This is a genomic window from Micromonospora phaseoli (assembly GCF_900109115.1).
GTDB lineage: Bacteria > Actinomycetota > Actinomycetes > Mycobacteriales > Micromonosporaceae > Micromonospora > Micromonospora phaseoli.
In genome coordinates, this window is sequence record NZ_FNYV01000005.1 from 323,661 (window position 1) to 339,982 (window position 16,322).

A 16,322-nucleotide genomic window follows, 5' to 3' on the forward strand; every position below is an offset into this window, starting at 1 on the left:
TCGGCACGCGTCGTTGGTCGTGTGCCGGCGAAGCCGCTGCGGCGGCAACTGCCTCGTCGACGCGGACACGGCGCAGGGCCCGTCGCTACCCGCTCCGGGCCCTGCCGTGTCTGCGGTGCGGTCAGCCGGCGGTGCGCGCCACCCCGACCGGGCAGCTCAACCCGTTCGGGCCGTGGTTGCAGTAGCCGTTCGGGTTCTTGGTCGGGGCCAGGTACTGCTGGTGGTAGTCCTCGGCCAGGTAGTAGTCACCGAGCCGACCGATCTCCGTGGTGATCTCGCCCTTCCCGGCGCGGGCCACGATCGGCGCGAACGCGTCCCGGGATGCCTGCGCGGTGGCGAGCTGCTCGTCGGTCGTGGTGTAGATCGTCGACCGGTACTGGGTGCCCACGTCGTTGCCCTGGCGCATGCCCTGGGTCGGGTCGTGGTTCTCCCAGAAGACCTTGAGGAGATCCTCGTAGCTGATCTTCGTGGGGTCGTAGACCACCTCGACCGCCTCGGTGTGCCCGGTCATCCCGGAGCAGACTTCCTCGTAGGTCGGGTTCGGGGTGAAACCACCCGCATACCCGACGGAGGTGGTGAATACGCCGGGCAGGGTCCAGAACAGTCGCTCGGCGCCCCAGAAACAACCCATACCGAAGACGGCGACCTGGGAGCCCTCGGGGAACGGGCCCTGCAACGGGGTGCCGAGCACCTCGTGCCGGTCGGCCACCGGCATCGCGATCGGACGGCCGGGCAGGGCCCGGTCGGGGGAGATCATCTCGGCCTTCATGCGGCGGAGGAACACGGTGGAGCTCCTTTCGTACCTTCCCCGTGTGCAACACCGGCGGACCCTACTTCCTTACCCGCTCGTCCCCCAGTCAGGCACCCGCGGGGTCGGGCGGTTTGCCGGTTGAGCTGAGTGGCCGTTCGGTCGCTGACTGCCAGTCGGTCGATCGATGTGCTTGCCTGTGATCATCCCTATCTTCAAGCCAATGTCCATCCACAAAGGAGAATGAAGATGGGTGACCGAAGAGGCTTGGTGGGCGGCGGCGGTAGGCGGCAACTGCCCCACAGGCTCGGGCGGGGCGTCGCTTACGGCATGTCGGCGGTGCTGGTCGGCACGTTGGCGTTGATCAACCCGCGGCCGGCGCAGGCGGCGCCACCGGTGGTGGCCGAACAGCCGCCGCCCGCGCAGCACCTGGAGCGGCCGGACGAGGCGTCGGCGGTGGTCACCGCCCGGACGACCGGGACGAAGGTGCGGATCACCGGGATGACCTCGGAGACATCGGAGTTCTGGGCTCTGCCGGACGGCCGGGTGGAGGCGGAGGTCCACCTAGGTCCGGTCCGGATGCGCAACCAGGCCGGCGGGTGGACGCCGGTGGACTTCAACCTGGTCAAGCAGGCCGACGGCGCGGTCCGGGCGAAGGCCCATCCGGGCCACCTGTGGCTCGCCGGCTCGGGCGGGTCGGGCGAGCGCGACCTGGTACGGCTTGGGCAGGCCGACGAAGTGGTGGCGCTGCGCTGGTCCGGGCCGCTGCCGGAGCCGGTGGTGACCGGGACGCGGGCCACCTACCCGGAGGTGCGTCCCGGAGTCGACCTGGTGGTGGAGTCGACCCGGACCGGCTTCGAGCAATACCTCGTGGTGAAGAACAGAGCCGCTGTCGACCAGGTGCGCAGCATCTCCCTGCCGTTGCGCGGCAACGGCCTGAAGGCGGTGCCGGACGCCGGCAACGGCTTCGACATCAAGGACGCCGCCGGCCGTACGGTCGGCGTCTCACCGGAACCGATGATGTGGGACGCGCGGGTGCATCCGGAGTCCGGTGAGCGGCTGCGGCAGACCAGGGTGGGCAAGAAGGTGGGCGCGGCGGCCAGAGGCGGCCGGCTGGCGGTCACCCTGACGCCTGACGAGAAATGGCTGCGGGATCCGGCCACCACCTTCCCGGTGACCATCGACCCCGCCGTCACGTTGAAGCCGAACTACGACGCGTTCGTGCAGACCGGCTACACCACTGACCAGTCCGCCGCGACGGAGTTGAAGCTGGGCACGTACGACGGTGGTACGACGAAGGCTCGTTCGTTCCTGAGCTTCCACAACATGGAGTGGTTGCAGGGCAAGCACGTCCAGGCGGCGACGCTCTACCTGTGGAACCACCACTCGTGGTCCTGCACCCCGCGGCAGTGGGAGACCTGGCAGACCACCTACGTCACCACCTCCGCCCGTTGGACCAACCAGCCGACCTGGATCAAGCGGTTGGGCTACACCACCGCGACCAAGGGCTACAACTCCTCCTGCGCGGCCGGTCGGGTCAACGCGTCGGTCACGACCGCCTTCGCCGACCAGGCCAACGGCGTCACCTGCTGCAGCACGGTCAACATCGGGCTGCGCGCCGCATCCGAGACCGACAACCTGGGGTGGAAGAGGTTCCACTCCATGGAGGGTGCGAACGATCCGTACGTGACCTTGACCTACCAGTCGCCGCCCACGGTGACCACGCGGGCGACGGTGCCATCACTGCCCTGTGCGACGAACCCGAACACCCCGTACGTCAACACGAGAACCCCGCAGTTGCGGGCGCAGATCAGCGACGCCGAGGGTGCGCAGGTGCGGGCCGAGTTCGAATGGTTGACCGGTGGCGGTACCCGGATCGGCGGCACCACCGTCGGCCCCGCCAGTTCGGGTTCCTGGCTCACCGCCACGGTGCCGGCCGGCGCGTTCGCGGAGAATGGCACATACTCCTGGCGGGTGCGGGGCCACGATGGTCTGGTCAACAGCCCCTGGAGTGGCTACTGCGCGATGACCGTCGACACCGTCGCACCTTCGGCGACGGCGACCGTCATTTCCACGACGTACCCGGAGGGCCAGTGGTCCGGCGCGACCGGCACCGCCGGCAGTTTCACCTTCGGCGCGGCCGGGGTGGCCGACGTCGCCGCCTACGAGTACGGCCTGAACGCGAACCCGCCGGACCAGTCGGTGAATGCGTCGAGCCTGGGCGGTAATGCCACGGTGTCCATCACGCCGAGCGCGGACGGGCCACAGACGCTCTACGTGCGGTCCCGGGACCGGGCCGGGAACACCTCGGCGCTGCGTGCGTACACGTTCAACGTCGGCTCGGGTGCGGTGACGTCACCACGGGAAGGGGACATCACCGCGGAGAAGGTTGCGCTCGGCGGTGTCGGCCAAGCGTCGGCGACCGGCGTGACGTACCAGTGGCGGCGAGGCAACGCCGACGCCTGGGTGACCATTCCGGCTGGGCACGTCAGCCTGGCCGCCGGTGGTGGCGCGGTGACCTGGCCGCTGGCGACCGGTGGCGCGGGTGCCTTCGCCAAGCTGAACTGGGATGTCGCGGCCACCCTGGCGGCCATCGACGCGGAGTCCGTGCCCCGGGACGGGCCGCTCCAGGTGCGAGCCAGCTTCAGCGGGGGCGCCGGGAGCACCTCCGGCACGGTGAAGTTCACCTTCGACCGGAACCAGGCGTCGGCGGAGGCGCAGCAGATCGGGCCCGGCTCGGTCAACCTGATCACGGGGAACTACTCGCTGTCCGACGTGGACGTCTCGGCGGGCTCGCTGGGCACCGACCTGACGGTCACCCGGTCGTACAACACCCGCCGGGCGAACCTCACCGACGCGACGAACATGTACGGCCCCGGCTGGATCTCCGGCGCGCTGGTAGAGGCCGATGCGCCGTACACGTCACTCACCGTGTACGGGTCGCTGGTGCAGGTCGGACTGCCGGAAGGCGAGACGCTCGGCTTCACCAAGCGGACCGCGACGACCTTCGATCCCGGTGTCGGTGCCGAGTTCCTGACCTTGATGTACGCGTCGGCCACCGACACCTACCGGCTCGTCGACGAGGAGGGCAACAGCACCACCTTCAGCCGGATCGCCGGGACGGCGGCCGGGAAGTACGTCCCGACCTCGGTCAGTTCCCCGGGCAACACCAATACGACGACGTTGAGCTGGGAGCGGGCGACGGTCGGTGGCAGGGAGGTGATCCGGCCGACGCGGGTGCTGGCGCCGGCGCCGCAGGGCGTCACCTGCACCACCCTGGTCCGCGGCTGCCGGGCGGTGACCTTCACCTACGCCACCACCACGACCGCGACGGGCGGCGGCGCGGCGGCGTGGGGTGATCACACCGGACGGGTGAAGGAGATCGCGTTCACCGCCTGGGATCCGGACCTAGTCACGCCGGGCATGCGGACGGTGCCGATGGCCCGGTACGCCTACGACGACGCGGGCCGGCTGCGCGCCTCCTGGGACCCGCGGCTGGACTGGACCGACAACGGCGTCACCCGGCACGTCCAGGAGGTCTACACCTACAACCTGGACGGCCTGCTCGCCAGCATCGCGCCGGCCGGGCAGGAGCCCTGGCAGCTGCGCTACACCACGCTGCCCGGTGACCCGGCCCCCGGCCGGCTGTACCAGGTGAGCCGGTCGGCCCTCACCGCCGGCACCGCCACGACGACGGTGGTGTACCGGGTGCCGGTCGCCGGCAGCGGTGCACCGTACGACCTGTCGGCCGCGCAGACGACCCGCTGGGCCCAACCGGAGGCGCCGACCGACGCCACCGCGGTCTTCCCGCCCACCCAGGTGCCGAACGGCAACCCGTCGACCGGTGCCCTGCCCTCCTCGTACGAGCGGGCTACGGTGACCTATCTGGACGCCAACGCCCGCCTGGTCAACGTGGCCACCCCCGGTGGGCACGTCCGGGCCGTCTGGCTCGATCAGTGGGGCAACACCGTCCGGGAGTTGACCGCCGCCAACCGGGCCGGTGCGCTGAACGCCAGCGCTACGGACGACGCGGCGGCCGAGGCGATGCGCGCCCGCACCCAGTCCACCCTGCACGCCTACTCCACCGACGGACAGCGCCTGCTGGTCACGCTCGACCCGGAGCATGAGGTCGTCCTGCCGGCGGGCGGCACAGCACGTGGTCGCAAGGCCACCAGCTACGTGTACGACGAGGGCGCACCCGCCTCGACGGACCCGTACAACCTGGTGACCACCCAACGGGTGGCGCTGCGGATGTGGGACAGCGGCGGCGTCGAGTCGGACACCGACGTGCGGACCACCAGGACCGCGTACGACTGGACGTTGCGCCAGCCGATCGCGGTGACCGTGGACCCCGGTGGTCTCGGCCAGGTGACCCGGTCGACCTTCGACTCCACCTCCGAGCTGATCACGTCGACCACCAACCCGGCCGGTGGCACCAGCACCACCACTCCGGCCACCCAGCACACGGTCTACTACCGGGCCGGTTCCGGATCCGGGCACAGCGAGTGTGACTCGAAACCGGAGTGGGCGGATCTGCCGTGCCGGGTGCAGCCGGGCGGCCAGGCGGCCAGCGGGCCGGAGCTACCGGTGACGGTTACCACCTACGACCTGCTCGGTCAGCCCAGGGTGGTCACCGAGAAGACCAGCGCCGGCACGCTGCGCACCACCAGCACCAGCTACGACGGTGCCGGGCGGGTGTACGAGATCGCGGTGGCCGTCGAGTCGGGCCTCGGCACGGCGGTGCCGGTCAAGCGTGAGATGTACGACCCGGCCACCGGCAACCACCTGCGGACGCAGTCGGTGCTGAACGGTTCGGTGGTCGCAGAGGTGGTCCGCGGTTACGACACCCTGGGCCGGGTCACCTCCTACCGGGACACGGACGGCAACCTGTCGACCTTCGCGTACGACCTGGCAGGACGGGTGGCGACCAGCCACGACGGCAAGGCGCAACGGACCTACACCTACGACGGTGGCAGCGAGCGGCGTGGCCTGCTGACCGCCGTCGACGACACCTTCGCCGGGGTCTTCACCGGCAGCTACGACGCCGACGGCAACCTGACCGGGCAGACGTGGCCGGGCGGGATGGTGGTCGACACCGAGTTCAACGAGGTCGGCGAACGGGTCGGCCTGAGCTATCGCAAGCCGGACTGCCCGGCGGGAGACTGCGTCCTCTATCGCGAGTCGGTGGTGCACTCGGTGCACGGCCAGCGACGGGACGGCACGTCGAGCCTGTCGCAGCAGCACTTCGACTACGACAAGGCGGGCCGTCTGACAGTGGTGGAGGACACCGTCGGCGGGCAGTGCTCCACCCGGGTGTACGCCCTGAGCACCTCCTCGAACCGGACCGGCCTCACCACCTACGACCCGGGCGCCGACGGCGGCTGCCAGCGCGTAACGGCGGCGTCGACCCGGACCTGGACGTACGACACCGCGGACCGGGTCTCCGCCACCGGGTACGGCTACGACGCTCTTGGCCGGACGAGGACCGTGCCGGCGGTGGACACGGCGAACCCGGCCGCGGGTGACGTGACCATCACCTACCACGCCACCGATCTCGTCGACACGATCAATCACAACGGACGGACCACCGACTACACCCTCGACGTGGGCGGGGAGCGGATCCGTTCCTGGACCGACTCCGCCGGTGGCGTCGCCGAGCAGCGCGTGCACCACTACAGCGGGGACGAGGACAGCCCGTCGTGGACCCAGGAGACGGCGGACAGGTTCACCCGCCCGGTGGCCGGTGTGGCCGGACTGGCAGCGATTTTCGACAGCTCGGACGGCAGCAGGGAGTGGCAGATCACCAGCCTGAACGACTCCGTGGTCGCCGGAGTCACCAACGACGACGAGGGGCTCTCCTGGACCGGCGAGTCGACCGAGTACGGCGTTCCGCGCGACAGTGAGGCCGCCGGCGGCGAGCGCTACGGCTGGCTCGGCGGCCATCAGCGGGCGGCCGATGCTCCGTCCGGCATCATGCTGATGGGCGTCCGCCTCTACAACCCGGTCACCGGCCGTTTCCTCCAGGTCGACCCGATCTACGGAGGCAGCTGCAACCCGTACGAGTACGCCTGCGCCGACCCGGTCAACAACGTCGACCTGGACGGCAAGGCGCTGCCGGCCATCATCCTCGCGATCATCGGCCTGGCGAGGGCGGTGGTCCTGGCCTGCCGGGTCTCCAAGAACTGGTGCATCCGAGCCGGTAAGTACCTGTTCAAGAAGGCGAAGCCGTACGTCTGGCGGGCCTACTGGTGGGCGGTCGGCAAGGCAAAGGTCTTCACCTCGAACACCCGGGTCCAGCGTGGCCTGACCTGTGCCTGGGCCATCGCCGACATGGTGGGTTACGCCGCACGCAGCGCCCAGGCCAGGGCGATAGGCTGGGTGGCCGGGTTCGTCTTTGGTGCGGTGACAAAATGGCGCTGCATGCCGAGGAACAGGTTCTCATGACGATCGGCGACACCGAACCAGTCGACGTCGGCGAGGAGTTCGCCGACGTGCTCCGGGCGGCCTACTACTACGCGCTGGTCGACGGCGGCCGGGTGGTGGGTCCAGGGCAGCTGCTGGTGGCTGCGGCCCGCAACGACGAGCGGGCCGGCCGGGTACTCGGCCGGACGGTGGCGCAGGCACGGGCGACGGTGTCCCGAGGGGAGGGGCCTGATACCGGCGACGGTGCCGGGCCCGTCCCTAGCGGGTACGCCGGGATGCTGCGAGAGGCCCGCTGGTGGGTGCTGCGGGCCCAGCGCGACGCCGTACCGGCCGATCCGCCGCTGTGGTCGACGGCGGTCGGCCCGGCGTTGACCCGGTCCGCCCGGACGGCCCGGTCCGCCGGGGTGACCCGGCTCGACGTACCGCATCTGGTGCTCGGGCTGCTCGACCCGGCCGATCCGTCGGTGGCCGAGCTGGCCCGGCGCACTGGCCTGGACGTCGCCGCCGCCCGGCGGCGGATAGCGGCCGGCGACCTGGCGGCCGAGCCGGCGCCGTTCGCCCCGCTGGTCGACCCGCTGCGGGTGGCCGGGGCCGTGCGGAGCCGCAGTCCCTGGCTGGTGCGTTGGCTACCCGCGCTGTTCGCCCGGCTGACCGGACGGCAGGCCAGATGGGGCGGGCCGGTCCTGGCCTGCCTGGAACGCGAGGTGATGCGGCAAGCGGTACTGGTCGGGCACGACGTAGTGCAGACCAGCGCCGTGCTCCTGGCGATCGTCAGCCTCGACGCCCAACTGGCCGCCACCGGGCAGCGGCTGGTGACGGCCTACCAGCCGCACAACCAGGGCGGCAAGGCGCTCACCGATGTCGGCTTCCAGCTCGGGCCGGCGCGGTCGGTGGCCGAGTCGTGGACCGGCGAGCGGGAGGCGCTACCGGTGGCGGACTCCTCAGCCCGGTTCTGGGGTACCGGCAAGCCCGGTGACCCGCGCTGGGGGGTCGCCGCGACCCGGGTGATGGATCGGGCCACCGACCTCGCCCGGGAGCACGGGCACGCCGATGCGGGCACCTCCCATCTCCTCGCCGCCGTGCTCGCCGAGGACGGCGCGGCCGGGCACCTCCTCGCCGCGCTGGGCCTCGACCGGGAGGAACTGCGTCGCCGGGTGACCCACCAGCTCACGTCGGGCTGACCCGTTCGGACGGCGCCGGTCCGGGTGACCCACCGGACCGGCGCCAACCCGTCCGACCGGCGGACCGGACGGCCGATCAGAGCGCGGCGGCGATTCGGCCGGCGTACGCGGTGGCCTCGGCGTCGTCGGCGTAGCGGGTACGCGGCCAGAAGAAGCCGCGCAGGCCGTCACCCTTGGTCCGGGGCACCACGTGGGTGTGCAGGTGCGGCACCGACTGGGACACCCGGTTGTTCATCGCCACGAACGTGCCGCCCGCGCCCAGACCACCCTCGACTGCCACGGCGAGCCGACGGACCAGCCCGAAGTAGCCGGGCAGCGACTCCGGTGGCAGATCGGCGAGGGTGACCAGGTGGGCGCGGGGCACCACCAGCACGTGCCCCTTGAACACCGGCCGGGTGTCGAGGAACGCCACCCCGTCCGGCTCGTCGGCCACCCGGAACGCCGGCACCTCGCCCGCCACGATCCCGCAGAACACACAAGCCGCCATGGGGGCCAGGTTAGAGCCGCAGCGTTCCCGTCGAGCGTCACAGCTCTCCGACAGGGTGGGTTTCATATGGCGGGACGAGGCGAAGGACTAACGTCTGCGGAATGAACCACGGCTTCGACACACTCGCCATCCACGCCGGCCAGGACCCCGAGGCCCGCACCGGCGCGGTGATCCCACCGATCTACCAGACCAGCACGTACGCGCAGGACGCCGTCGGTGCGCCCCGGCTCGGCTACGAGTACAGCCGCTCCGGCAACCCGACCCGCGATGCGCTCCAGGAGTGCCTGGCCGCGCTGGAGGGCGGTCCGGTCGGGCTGGCCTTCGCCAGCGGCCTGGCCGCCGAGGACGCGCTGCTGCGTACCGTCTGTGCCCCGGGCGATCACGTGGTCATCCCCGATGACGCGTACGGCGGCACCTACCGGCTCTTCGCGAAGGTCGCGCAGCGGTGGGGGCTCGCGTACACCCCGGCGAAGGTCTCCGACCCGGACGCGGTGCGGGCCGCGATCCGCCCGGGTACCACGAAGGTGGTCTGGGTGGAGACGCCGACGAACCCGCTGCTCGGCATCGCCGACATCGCCGCGCTGGCCGCCGTGGCGCACGAGGCCGGGGCGCTGCTGGTGGTCGACAACACCTTCGCCTCGCCGTACCTGCAGCAGCCGATCGCGCTCGGCGCGGACGTGGTGGTCCACTCGACCACCAAGTACGTCGGCGGGCATTCCGACGTGGTCGGCGGCGCGTTGGTGGCGGCCGACGCCACCCTCGGCGAGGAGCTGCGTTACCACCAGAACGCGATGGGTGCGGTGAACGGCCCGTTCGACGCCTGGCTCACCCTGCGGGGCATCAAGACCCTCGGCGTACGCATGGACCGGCACTGCGACAACGCCGAGCGGATCGCCGCGTACCTGGACGGGCACGCCAAGGTCGGCCAGGTGCTCTACCCGGGGCTGCCGTCGCACCCCGGTCACGAGGTGGCGGCCAAGCAGATGCGTCGGTTCGGCGGCATGATCTCGTTCCGGGCCGCGGGCGGTGAGGAACACGCCGTCGAGATCTGCAACCGGGCCGAGCTCTTCGTGCTCGCCGAATCGCTCGGTGGGGTGGAATCCCTGATCGAGCACCCGGGCCGGATGACACACGCGAGTGCTGCCGGCTCGCCGCTTGAAGTTCCCGGCGATCTCGTGCGACTGTCTGTCGGCATCGAGACGGTCGAAGATCTGCTCGCCGATTTGGAGCAGGCGCTGGGCTGACCGCTGGCTGGGGAGGATGGCCGTGCAGGACATCATGCCGACCTGGGTCGGGGCGACCGCCAAACAGATCGCCCGGGGCGTACGCCGGGGTGACGTCTCCGCCACCCAGGTGCTGGCCGACCACCTCGACCACGTCGCCAAGGCCGACGCCGACCTCGCCGCGTTCCGCACGGTACGCGGCGGGGAAGCGGTCACCGAGGCGGAGAAGGTCGACGAGCAGGAGGACCTGGCCAACCTGCCACTGGCCGGGGTGCCGATCGCGGTCAAGGAGAACACCCCGGTCGCCGGGATGCCCACCTGGAACGGCTCTGCCGCGATGCGTACCACCGTGGCCGAGGCCGACCACGAGGTGGTCCGCCGGCTGCGCGGCGCCGGTGCGGTGATCCTCGGTGTGACCCGGATGCCCGAGTTGGGCCTGTGGGGCATCACCGACGACGAGACGGCCGTCACCCGCAATCCGTGGGACTCCTCGCGCACCCCCGGCGGCTCCTCGGGTGGTGCCGCCGCGGCGGTGGCCGCCGGTCTGGTACCGATCGCCCACGGCAACGACGGTCTCGGCTCGATCCGGATCCCGGCGGCCTGCTGCGGCCTGGTCGGCCTGAAGCCAGGACGCGGTGTGGTGCCCTGCCAGCTCGGCGCCGAGGACTGGTTCGGGCTGACCGAACACGGCATGCTCGCCACCACCGTCGCCGACGCGGCGGTCGGCTTCCAGGTGCTCGCCGGCCGAGCCCAGGGCAAGCTCGTCCCGCCGCAGCGGCTGCGGGTCGGCGTCTCACTGCGGTCCCCCGTGCGGGGTGTCTCGCCCGACGCGCCGAACCGGGACGCGGTCGCCGCCGCGGGCCGGCTGCTCGCCGCGGCCGGGCACGACGCCGTACCGGCCGATCCGGTCTACCCGACCGCCCTGGGATTGCAGGGCATCGCCACCTGGTTCGCCGCCGCCGCGGCGGACGTGCGCGCCGCCGGGGTCGACCGGCGTGCCCTGCAACGCCGCAGCCGCCGGCACGTCGCCCTCGGTGAGTGGGCGTGGCGTCGCGGGTACGTGCGGGAGGCCGACCGGCTCGCCTGGCGTGAGCGGTCGATCGGGTTCTTCACCGACCACTCGGTGGACCTGCTGCTCACCCCGGCGCTGGCGAGCGCGCCCCCGCCGGCCACCAGCTGGTCGGCACGGTCCTGGCAGGCCAACATGTTGACCAACATCCGGTACGCCCCGTACGCCGCACCGTGGAACATCGCCGGCCTGCCCGCCCTGGTGGTGCCGGTGGGCCGCCGCCCGGACGGGCTGCCGCTGGCCGTGCAGCTGGTCGGCCCGCCCGGTTCGGAGCTGTTGCTGCTCGGTGTCGCCGGCCAGTTCGAGTTGGAGGCCCCGTGGCCTCGGCACGCCCCCGGATACCCGCGCGTCGGAACGGGGTCGCCGGCCAGTTCGTGATCATCTACGCTCCCAGTGGTCAAACACGGGGGGCCTTCGATCATGCGCTGTCACACCTGCGACACCGACACCGACGTACGCGCCCTGGCCTGCGACACCTGCCACACGCCGGTCGGTTCACCCGCGCTGCGCCCCGGCGTCCGGGTCCGCCCGGTCCGGGGGATCGGCCGGGCCGCTGCGGTCGCCGTGGCCGCGACGGTCCTGTTCCTGCTGTTGACCGTGGCGGTCCAGCCGGTCAACGCGCTGCTCGCCGAACGGGCCGTGGACTCCGCCGACGGCGAGACCTTCCTACTGAGCGCGGGGCTGCTGGAACTGGGGGCGGCACTGCTCTACCAGGTGGCGATCCTGACCGCCGTCGTGCTCGTCATCATCTGGACCTGGCGGGCCCGGATGAACCTCGATGCGTTCCCGGGCGCCGGGCCGACCCTGTCCGCCGGTTGGGCCATCGCGGGATGGCTGGTGCCGTTCGTCAACTTCGTGCTGCCCCACCGGGTGATGGCGAACATCGCCCGGGACAGTCTGTGGCGGCTCGGCACCCCGTGGCTGGTCCACCTCTGGTGGGGGGCGTGGCTGGTGTTCCTGTTCGGGGAACGGGTCACCGCCCGTGCCGCCGCGGCGGAGTTCGAGGCGCTCCCGTACCCGGAAACCTCGGCCGACTTCCAGGCGTACGCCGACCACTACGCCTCCACCACCGGGGCGTACCTGCTTCCCTCGCTGGCCTGCCTGGTCGCCGGGGTCTCGCTGATCGTGTTGATCCACCGCGTCTCGACCGCGCAGACCACCCGGATCGCACGGGCAATGCCGGCCGGCCCGATCCTGCCGGGCATGACCGTGGCCGCGCCGTTCGGGCCGTCCGGGGCGGGTGGCACGATCGGGGCATGACTGAACTGGTCAGCCTGGACGATGTGTACGCGGCGCGGGAACTGCTCGCCGGGGTCATCCGCACCACCCCGCTGGAGCCCTCCCGCCCGCTGCACGCCGCGCTCGGCGGGCCGGCCTGGCTGAAGTGCGAGAATCTCCAGCGGGCGGGGTCGTACAAGGTGCGCGGCGCTTACGTGCGGATCTCGCGGCTGTCGGCGGCGGAACGCGCCCGGGGGGTGGTCGCCGCCAGTGCCGGCAACCATGCTCAGGGGGTGGCGCTGGCCGCCGGGCTGGTCGGCACGCACGCCACCGTCTTCATGCCGGTGAACGCGCCGCTGCCGAAAGTGGCGGCCACCAAGGGGTACGGCGCCCAGGTCGAGTTGGCCGGTGCCACCGTGGACGAGTCCCTGGTGGTGGCGCAGACCTTCGCCGAACGGACCGGCGCGGTGCTGATCCACCCGTTCGACCATCGGGACGTGATCGCCGGGCAGGGCACGGTCGCGCTGGAGATCCTGGAGCAGTGCCCGGAGGTCAGGACGATCGTCACCGGCGTCGGTGGGGGCGGGCTGATCTCCGGGATGTCGGTGGTCGCCAAGGCGTTGCGGCCGGACGTCCGGGTGATCGGGGTGCAGGCGTCCGGCGCGGCTGCCTTTCCGCCGTCACTTGTCGCCGGGGAGCCCGTCCGGCTGCCCGCGTTCGCCACCATCGCCGACGGCATCGCCGTCGGCCGGCCGGGTGACGTCACGTTCAGCCATGTCCGCAAGCTCGTCGACGAGGTCGTCACCGTCTCCGAGGAGGACATCTCCCGGGCGCTGCTCATGCTGCTGGAGCGGGGCAAGCAGGTGGTGGAGCCGGCCGGCGCGGTCGGGGTGGCCGCGCTGCTGGCCGGTGCCGTCGAGGTGGAGACACCGGTGGTGGCAGTGCTCTCCGGAGGCAACATCGACCCGCTGCTGATGCTGCGGGTGATCGAGCACGGTCTGGCGGCGGCGGGCCGTTACCTGCGGGTGACCGTGCGCTGCTCGGACCGACCTGGGCAGCTCGCCTCGCTGCTACGCGAGATCGCCGAGCATCGGGCCAACGTGGTGGACGTGGTGCACCAGCGGGCCAACCCGCACCTGCGTCTCGGCGAGGTCGAGGTGGCGCTGTCGGTGGAGACCCGGGGAGCGGAGCACTCGGACACCCTGATCAGCGCGTTGCGGGGCAGCGGTTACCAGGTGACGATCGCACCAGAGGCGTGACACGACACGGTGTCACGCCTCTGGTCGAGCATGGTTGCCGGTTCGCCCGGCGGGGGACTCAGCCGGAGAACGGCTCGAAGCTGACCACGGTCACCTTGATGTCCGCGCCGCTGGGCGCGGTGTAGGTGCAGGCCTGGCCGGCCTTGCCGCCGAGGATCGCCTGCCCGAGCGCAGACTCGGGGCTGTAGACGGTCAGGTCTGTGGTGGCGGCGATCTCGCGGGAGCCGAGCAGGAAGGTTTCTGTGTCGTCGGCGTCGTCGTCGAAGTAGATCGTCACGACCATCCCGGGCGCCACGGCGTCGACGGTCGGTGCCTCGCCGACCTGGGCCGTGCGGAGCAGCTCCCTCAGGTAGAGGATGCGCCCCTCGGCCTTGCCCTGCTCCTCGCGGGCGGCGTGGTAGCCGCCATTCTCGCGCAGGTCGCCCTCCTCACGCCGAGCGTTGATCTCGGCGGCCATCGCCGGCCGATTGGCGATCAACTCGTCGAGCTCGGCCTTCAGGCGGTCGTGCGCGTCCTGGGACAGCCAGGTGGCGGGCGCCTCGTTGCCATTGGACACAGGCGGTCCTCCTCGGTTGTGCGTGCTGGCCGGCAGGTGAACCTCCAAGTTACCAGTGCCCTACGACAAGGAGTGTCGGCGATCACGTCGCGTGCACCTGGCGGGCCCGGCCGGAGCGACGACCTCAGGCGCCGGCGGTGGCTGCGCGCCCTGGCCGACCGGGTGCGGTGACCTCAGGGGGTCGGCCGGCAGCGGACGACCTCACCGATGAAGGGGCGCGCGCTGGTGGCGAGGCGGTGCTGGACGGTGACGTGGCGCTGTCCCGCCGTGCCGGTCACCGGCACCTCCTCGCGGGCCACCTCGGCACCGGCGTGGTCCCGGGCACGCAGCACGCAGACCGCCGAGCCACCGTCGGGCAGGTTCACCCGGAAGTCGACCACCACCTGGCTGTCGGTGATGTCGCCATAGCTGATCACCTGGGCGTCGTACGCCGGATCGCCGTACTGCTGGTAGAGCCGGACCGAGACGACGCTGAGCATCGCGACCACGGCGAGCACCAGGAGCGCCGTCGACACCGGCCGGCGGCGGCCCGGCGTCCGGCGTCGGCCGTACCGGCCGGGCGGAAAGACCGGTGCGTTCGGTTGAAGTGTGGCGTGCGTCTCGGTCACCGGCGGGTATCTCCCTGGCGTTGTTGTCAGCGGCATCGGCAAGAATGGCAGAGTCCGGCATTCCTGTCCGACTGGTTCGGCTCGGCGGTCTGGTTCGGCCCGGCGGTCGAATTCGACCCGGTGGTCGAATTCGGTTCGGTGTCGAACATGACTGGTGTCAAATATGACAGGCCGGCGCGGTCCAGTACCGCTACGGGAGGATGCCGGCAGGTCACCTGGGCCCGCGGCGGGCGCCGCCGGTGGGCAGAGACGAGGAGCGCCAACCTTGGCAGAGCAACTTCGACTCATGGCGGTACACGCGCACCCCGACGACGAGTCGAGCAAGGGCGCGGCGACGACGGCCAAGTACGTCGCCGAGGGGGTCGACGTACTGGTGGTGACCTGTACCGGCGGCGAGCGTGGCAGCGTGCTCAACCCCAAGCTCGACCGGCCGGACGTGTGGGCCAACATCGCCGAGATCCGTCGGGCCGAGATGGACGCGGCACGCGCCATCCTCGGCATCGAGCAGGCGTGGCTGGGTTTCGTCGACTCCGGCCTGCCCGAGGGCGACCCGCTTCCGCCGCTGCCCGAGGGCTGCTTCGCCCTGCAGGACGTCGCGGTGGCCGCCGGTCCGCTGGTGCGGCTGATGCGGCAGTTCCGCCCGCACGTGGTCACCACCTACGACGAGGAGGGTGGCTACCCCCACCCCGACCACATCATGTGCCACAAGGTCAGCGTGGCGGCCTTCGAGGCCGCCGGCGACGCCGAGCGGTACCCGGAGTTGGGCGAGCCCTGGCAGCCGCTCAAGCTCTACTACGACATCGGCTTCTCCAAGGGCAAGATCCTGGCGCTGCACGAGGCGATCCTGGCCACCGGCATCGAGTCGCCCTACGCGGAGTGGCTGACCCGCTGGGACGACCGGCCGGACAAGGGCCCCCGGATCACCACCCGGGTGGACTGCGCGGAGTACTTCCCGGTCCGCGACGACGCGCTGCGTGCCCACGCCACCCAGGTTGACCCGGACGGCTTCTGGTTCCAGGTGCCGATGGAGTTGCAGCAGCGCGCCTGGCCGACGGAGGATTTCGAGCTGGTCCGTTCGCTGGTCGACAGCCCACTGCCCGAGTCCGACCTGTTCGCCGGCGTACGGGAGACGGCGGATGCCCGCTGAACCAGCGGCGGGCTACCCTGGCCGCATACCGCGATCCGGAGGAATGCCATGTTGACCGTCGCCCAGGTGCTCGCCCAGAACAACTTCGGTGACACCCGCACCGGTGGCCTGGCCGGGCCGATGGGCCTCTTCCTCATCCTGGTGCTCGGCGCCGCCACCGTGCTGCTGATCCGCAACATGAACTCGCGGCTGCGGCGGCTGCCTGACCGGTTCCCCACCGAGGACGCCGCCGAGTCGGAAGCGGATTCGGCGGGCCGGACGGTCGGTGATCCGACAGATGAGATCGTGACGGCGGATTCATCCGCTGACTCCCCCAACGGGCATCAGCAGCGCCGCGACGGCTGATCGGGGCATGATTCACGTGGAACCGGATGGTCGCCCCCTGTTGCGACCATCCCGTTTG

Annotated in this window: 12 protein-coding genes; 8 read left to right on the forward strand and 4 right to left on the reverse strand. The window is 71.4% G+C overall.

Annotated features, from left to right (window positions below; translation table 11 throughout):
* Positions 1-121: 121 nt before the first annotated feature.
* A complete protein-coding gene (msrA, locus tag BMY89_RS15725) occupies positions 122-784 on the reverse strand; it encodes a peptide-methionine (S)-S-oxide reductase MsrA (RefSeq protein ID WP_092380710.1) in 663 nt (220 codons plus the stop codon).
* A gap of 213 nt (positions 785-997) precedes the next feature.
* Between msrA and BMY89_RS15730 the strand changes: the two genes are divergently transcribed.
* Together BMY89_RS15730 and BMY89_RS15735 are read left to right on the forward strand one after the other, a co-directional pair.
* Complete coding sequence (locus tag BMY89_RS15730) at positions 998-7,192, forward strand: DNRLRE domain-containing protein (RefSeq protein WP_092380849.1); 6,195 nt, start codon at positions 998-1,000, stop codon at positions 7,190-7,192.
* Positions 7,159-8,352: a Clp protease N-terminal domain-containing protein gene (locus BMY89_RS15735; RefSeq protein ID WP_092380711.1), complete on the forward strand. Its 1,194-nt coding sequence runs from the start codon at positions 7,159-7,161 to the stop codon at positions 8,350-8,352. Before BMY89_RS15730 ends, BMY89_RS15735 begins: the two co-directional genes overlap by 34 nt.
* A gap of 76 nt (positions 8,353-8,428) precedes the next feature.
* Here the strand turns inward: BMY89_RS15735 and BMY89_RS15740 are convergent, their stop codons facing one another.
* Positions 8,429-8,839 carry an HIT family protein gene (locus BMY89_RS15740; protein WP_092380712.1) on the reverse strand — a complete coding sequence of 137 codons (411 nt, stop codon included), beginning with the start codon at positions 8,837-8,839 and terminating at the stop codon, positions 8,429-8,431.
* Between the two features lie 101 nt (positions 8,840-8,940).
* Between BMY89_RS15740 and BMY89_RS15745 the strand changes: the two genes are divergently transcribed.
* From BMY89_RS15745 to ilvA, 4 genes are read left to right on the forward strand one after another with little or no spacing between them, the layout of a single operon-like run.
* Entirely contained in the window at positions 8,941-10,083 is a 1,143-nt protein-coding gene (locus BMY89_RS15745; RefSeq protein WP_092380713.1) for a cystathionine gamma-synthase, read from the forward strand.
* A gap of 16 nt (positions 10,084-10,099) precedes the next feature.
* Positions 10,100-11,509 carry an amidase gene (locus BMY89_RS15750; RefSeq protein ID WP_092380714.1) on the forward strand — a complete coding sequence of 470 codons (1,410 nt, stop codon included), beginning with the start codon at positions 10,100-10,102 and terminating at the stop codon, positions 11,507-11,509.
* A gap of 42 nt (positions 11,510-11,551) precedes the next feature.
* Positions 11,552-12,391 carry a DUF4328 domain-containing protein gene (locus BMY89_RS15755; protein WP_092380715.1) on the forward strand — a complete coding sequence of 280 codons (840 nt, stop codon included), beginning with the start codon at positions 11,552-11,554 and terminating at the stop codon, positions 12,389-12,391.
* Positions 12,388-13,608 (forward strand): threonine ammonia-lyase, encoded by a 1,221-nt coding sequence (ilvA, locus tag BMY89_RS15760; RefSeq protein ID WP_092380716.1) that lies wholly within the window; start codon positions 12,388-12,390, stop codon positions 13,606-13,608. Before BMY89_RS15755 ends, ilvA begins: the two co-directional genes overlap by 4 nt.
* Before the next feature lie 58 nt (positions 13,609-13,666).
* On the opposite strand, the gene greA is transcribed toward ilvA, so the two are convergent.
* Both greA and BMY89_RS15770 read right to left on the reverse strand, forming a co-directional pair.
* Positions 13,667-14,164, reverse strand: a complete 498-nt coding sequence (gene greA, locus BMY89_RS15765; RefSeq protein WP_092380717.1) for a transcription elongation factor GreA — start codon at positions 14,162-14,164, stop codon at positions 13,667-13,669.
* Between the two features lie 173 nt (positions 14,165-14,337).
* A complete protein-coding gene (locus tag BMY89_RS15770; protein WP_092380718.1) occupies positions 14,338-14,772 on the reverse strand; it encodes a DUF4307 domain-containing protein in 435 nt (144 codons plus the stop codon).
* Positions 14,773-15,037: 265 nt separating this feature from the next.
* Between BMY89_RS15770 and mca the strand changes: the two genes are divergently transcribed.
* Positions 15,038-15,919: a mycothiol conjugate amidase Mca gene (mca, locus tag BMY89_RS15775; protein WP_092380719.1), complete on the forward strand. Its 882-nt coding sequence runs from the start codon at positions 15,038-15,040 to the stop codon at positions 15,917-15,919.
* 48 nt (positions 15,920-15,967) lie between these two features.
* Positions 15,968-16,264 carry a hypothetical protein gene (locus tag BMY89_RS15780; protein ID WP_092380720.1) on the forward strand — a complete coding sequence of 99 codons (297 nt, stop codon included), beginning with the start codon at positions 15,968-15,970 and terminating at the stop codon, positions 16,262-16,264.
* The last annotated feature ends 58 nt before the right edge of the window (positions 16,265-16,322 follow it).

Bases quoted from the DNA above. Each gene is read 5' to 3' on its own strand.
- BMY89_RS15730 (WP_092380849.1), top strand. From the start codon at position 998: ATGGGTGACCGAAGAGGCTTGGTGGGCGGCGGCGGTAGGCGGCAACTG.
- BMY89_RS15745 (WP_092380713.1), top strand. From the start codon at position 8,941: ATGAACCACGGCTTCGACACACTCGCCATCCACGCCGGCCAGGACCCC.
- BMY89_RS15755 (WP_092380715.1), top strand. From the start codon at position 11,552: ATGCGCTGTCACACCTGCGACACCGACACCGACGTACGCGCCCTGGCC.
- ilvA (WP_092380716.1), top strand. From the start codon at position 12,388: ATGACTGAACTGGTCAGCCTGGACGATGTGTACGCGGCGCGGGAACTG.
- BMY89_RS15780 (WP_092380720.1), top strand. From the start codon at position 15,968: ATGTTGACCGTCGCCCAGGTGCTCGCCCAGAACAACTTCGGTGACACC.
- BMY89_RS15740 (WP_092380712.1), bottom strand. From the start codon at position 8,839: ATGGCGGCTTGTGTGTTCTGCGGGATCGTGGCGGGCGAGGTGCCGGCG.
- BMY89_RS15735 (WP_092380711.1), top strand. From the start codon at position 7,159: ATGGCGCTGCATGCCGAGGAACAGGTTCTCATGACGATCGGCGACACC.
- BMY89_RS15750 (WP_092380714.1), top strand. From the start codon at position 10,100: ATGGCCGTGCAGGACATCATGCCGACCTGGGTCGGGGCGACCGCCAAA.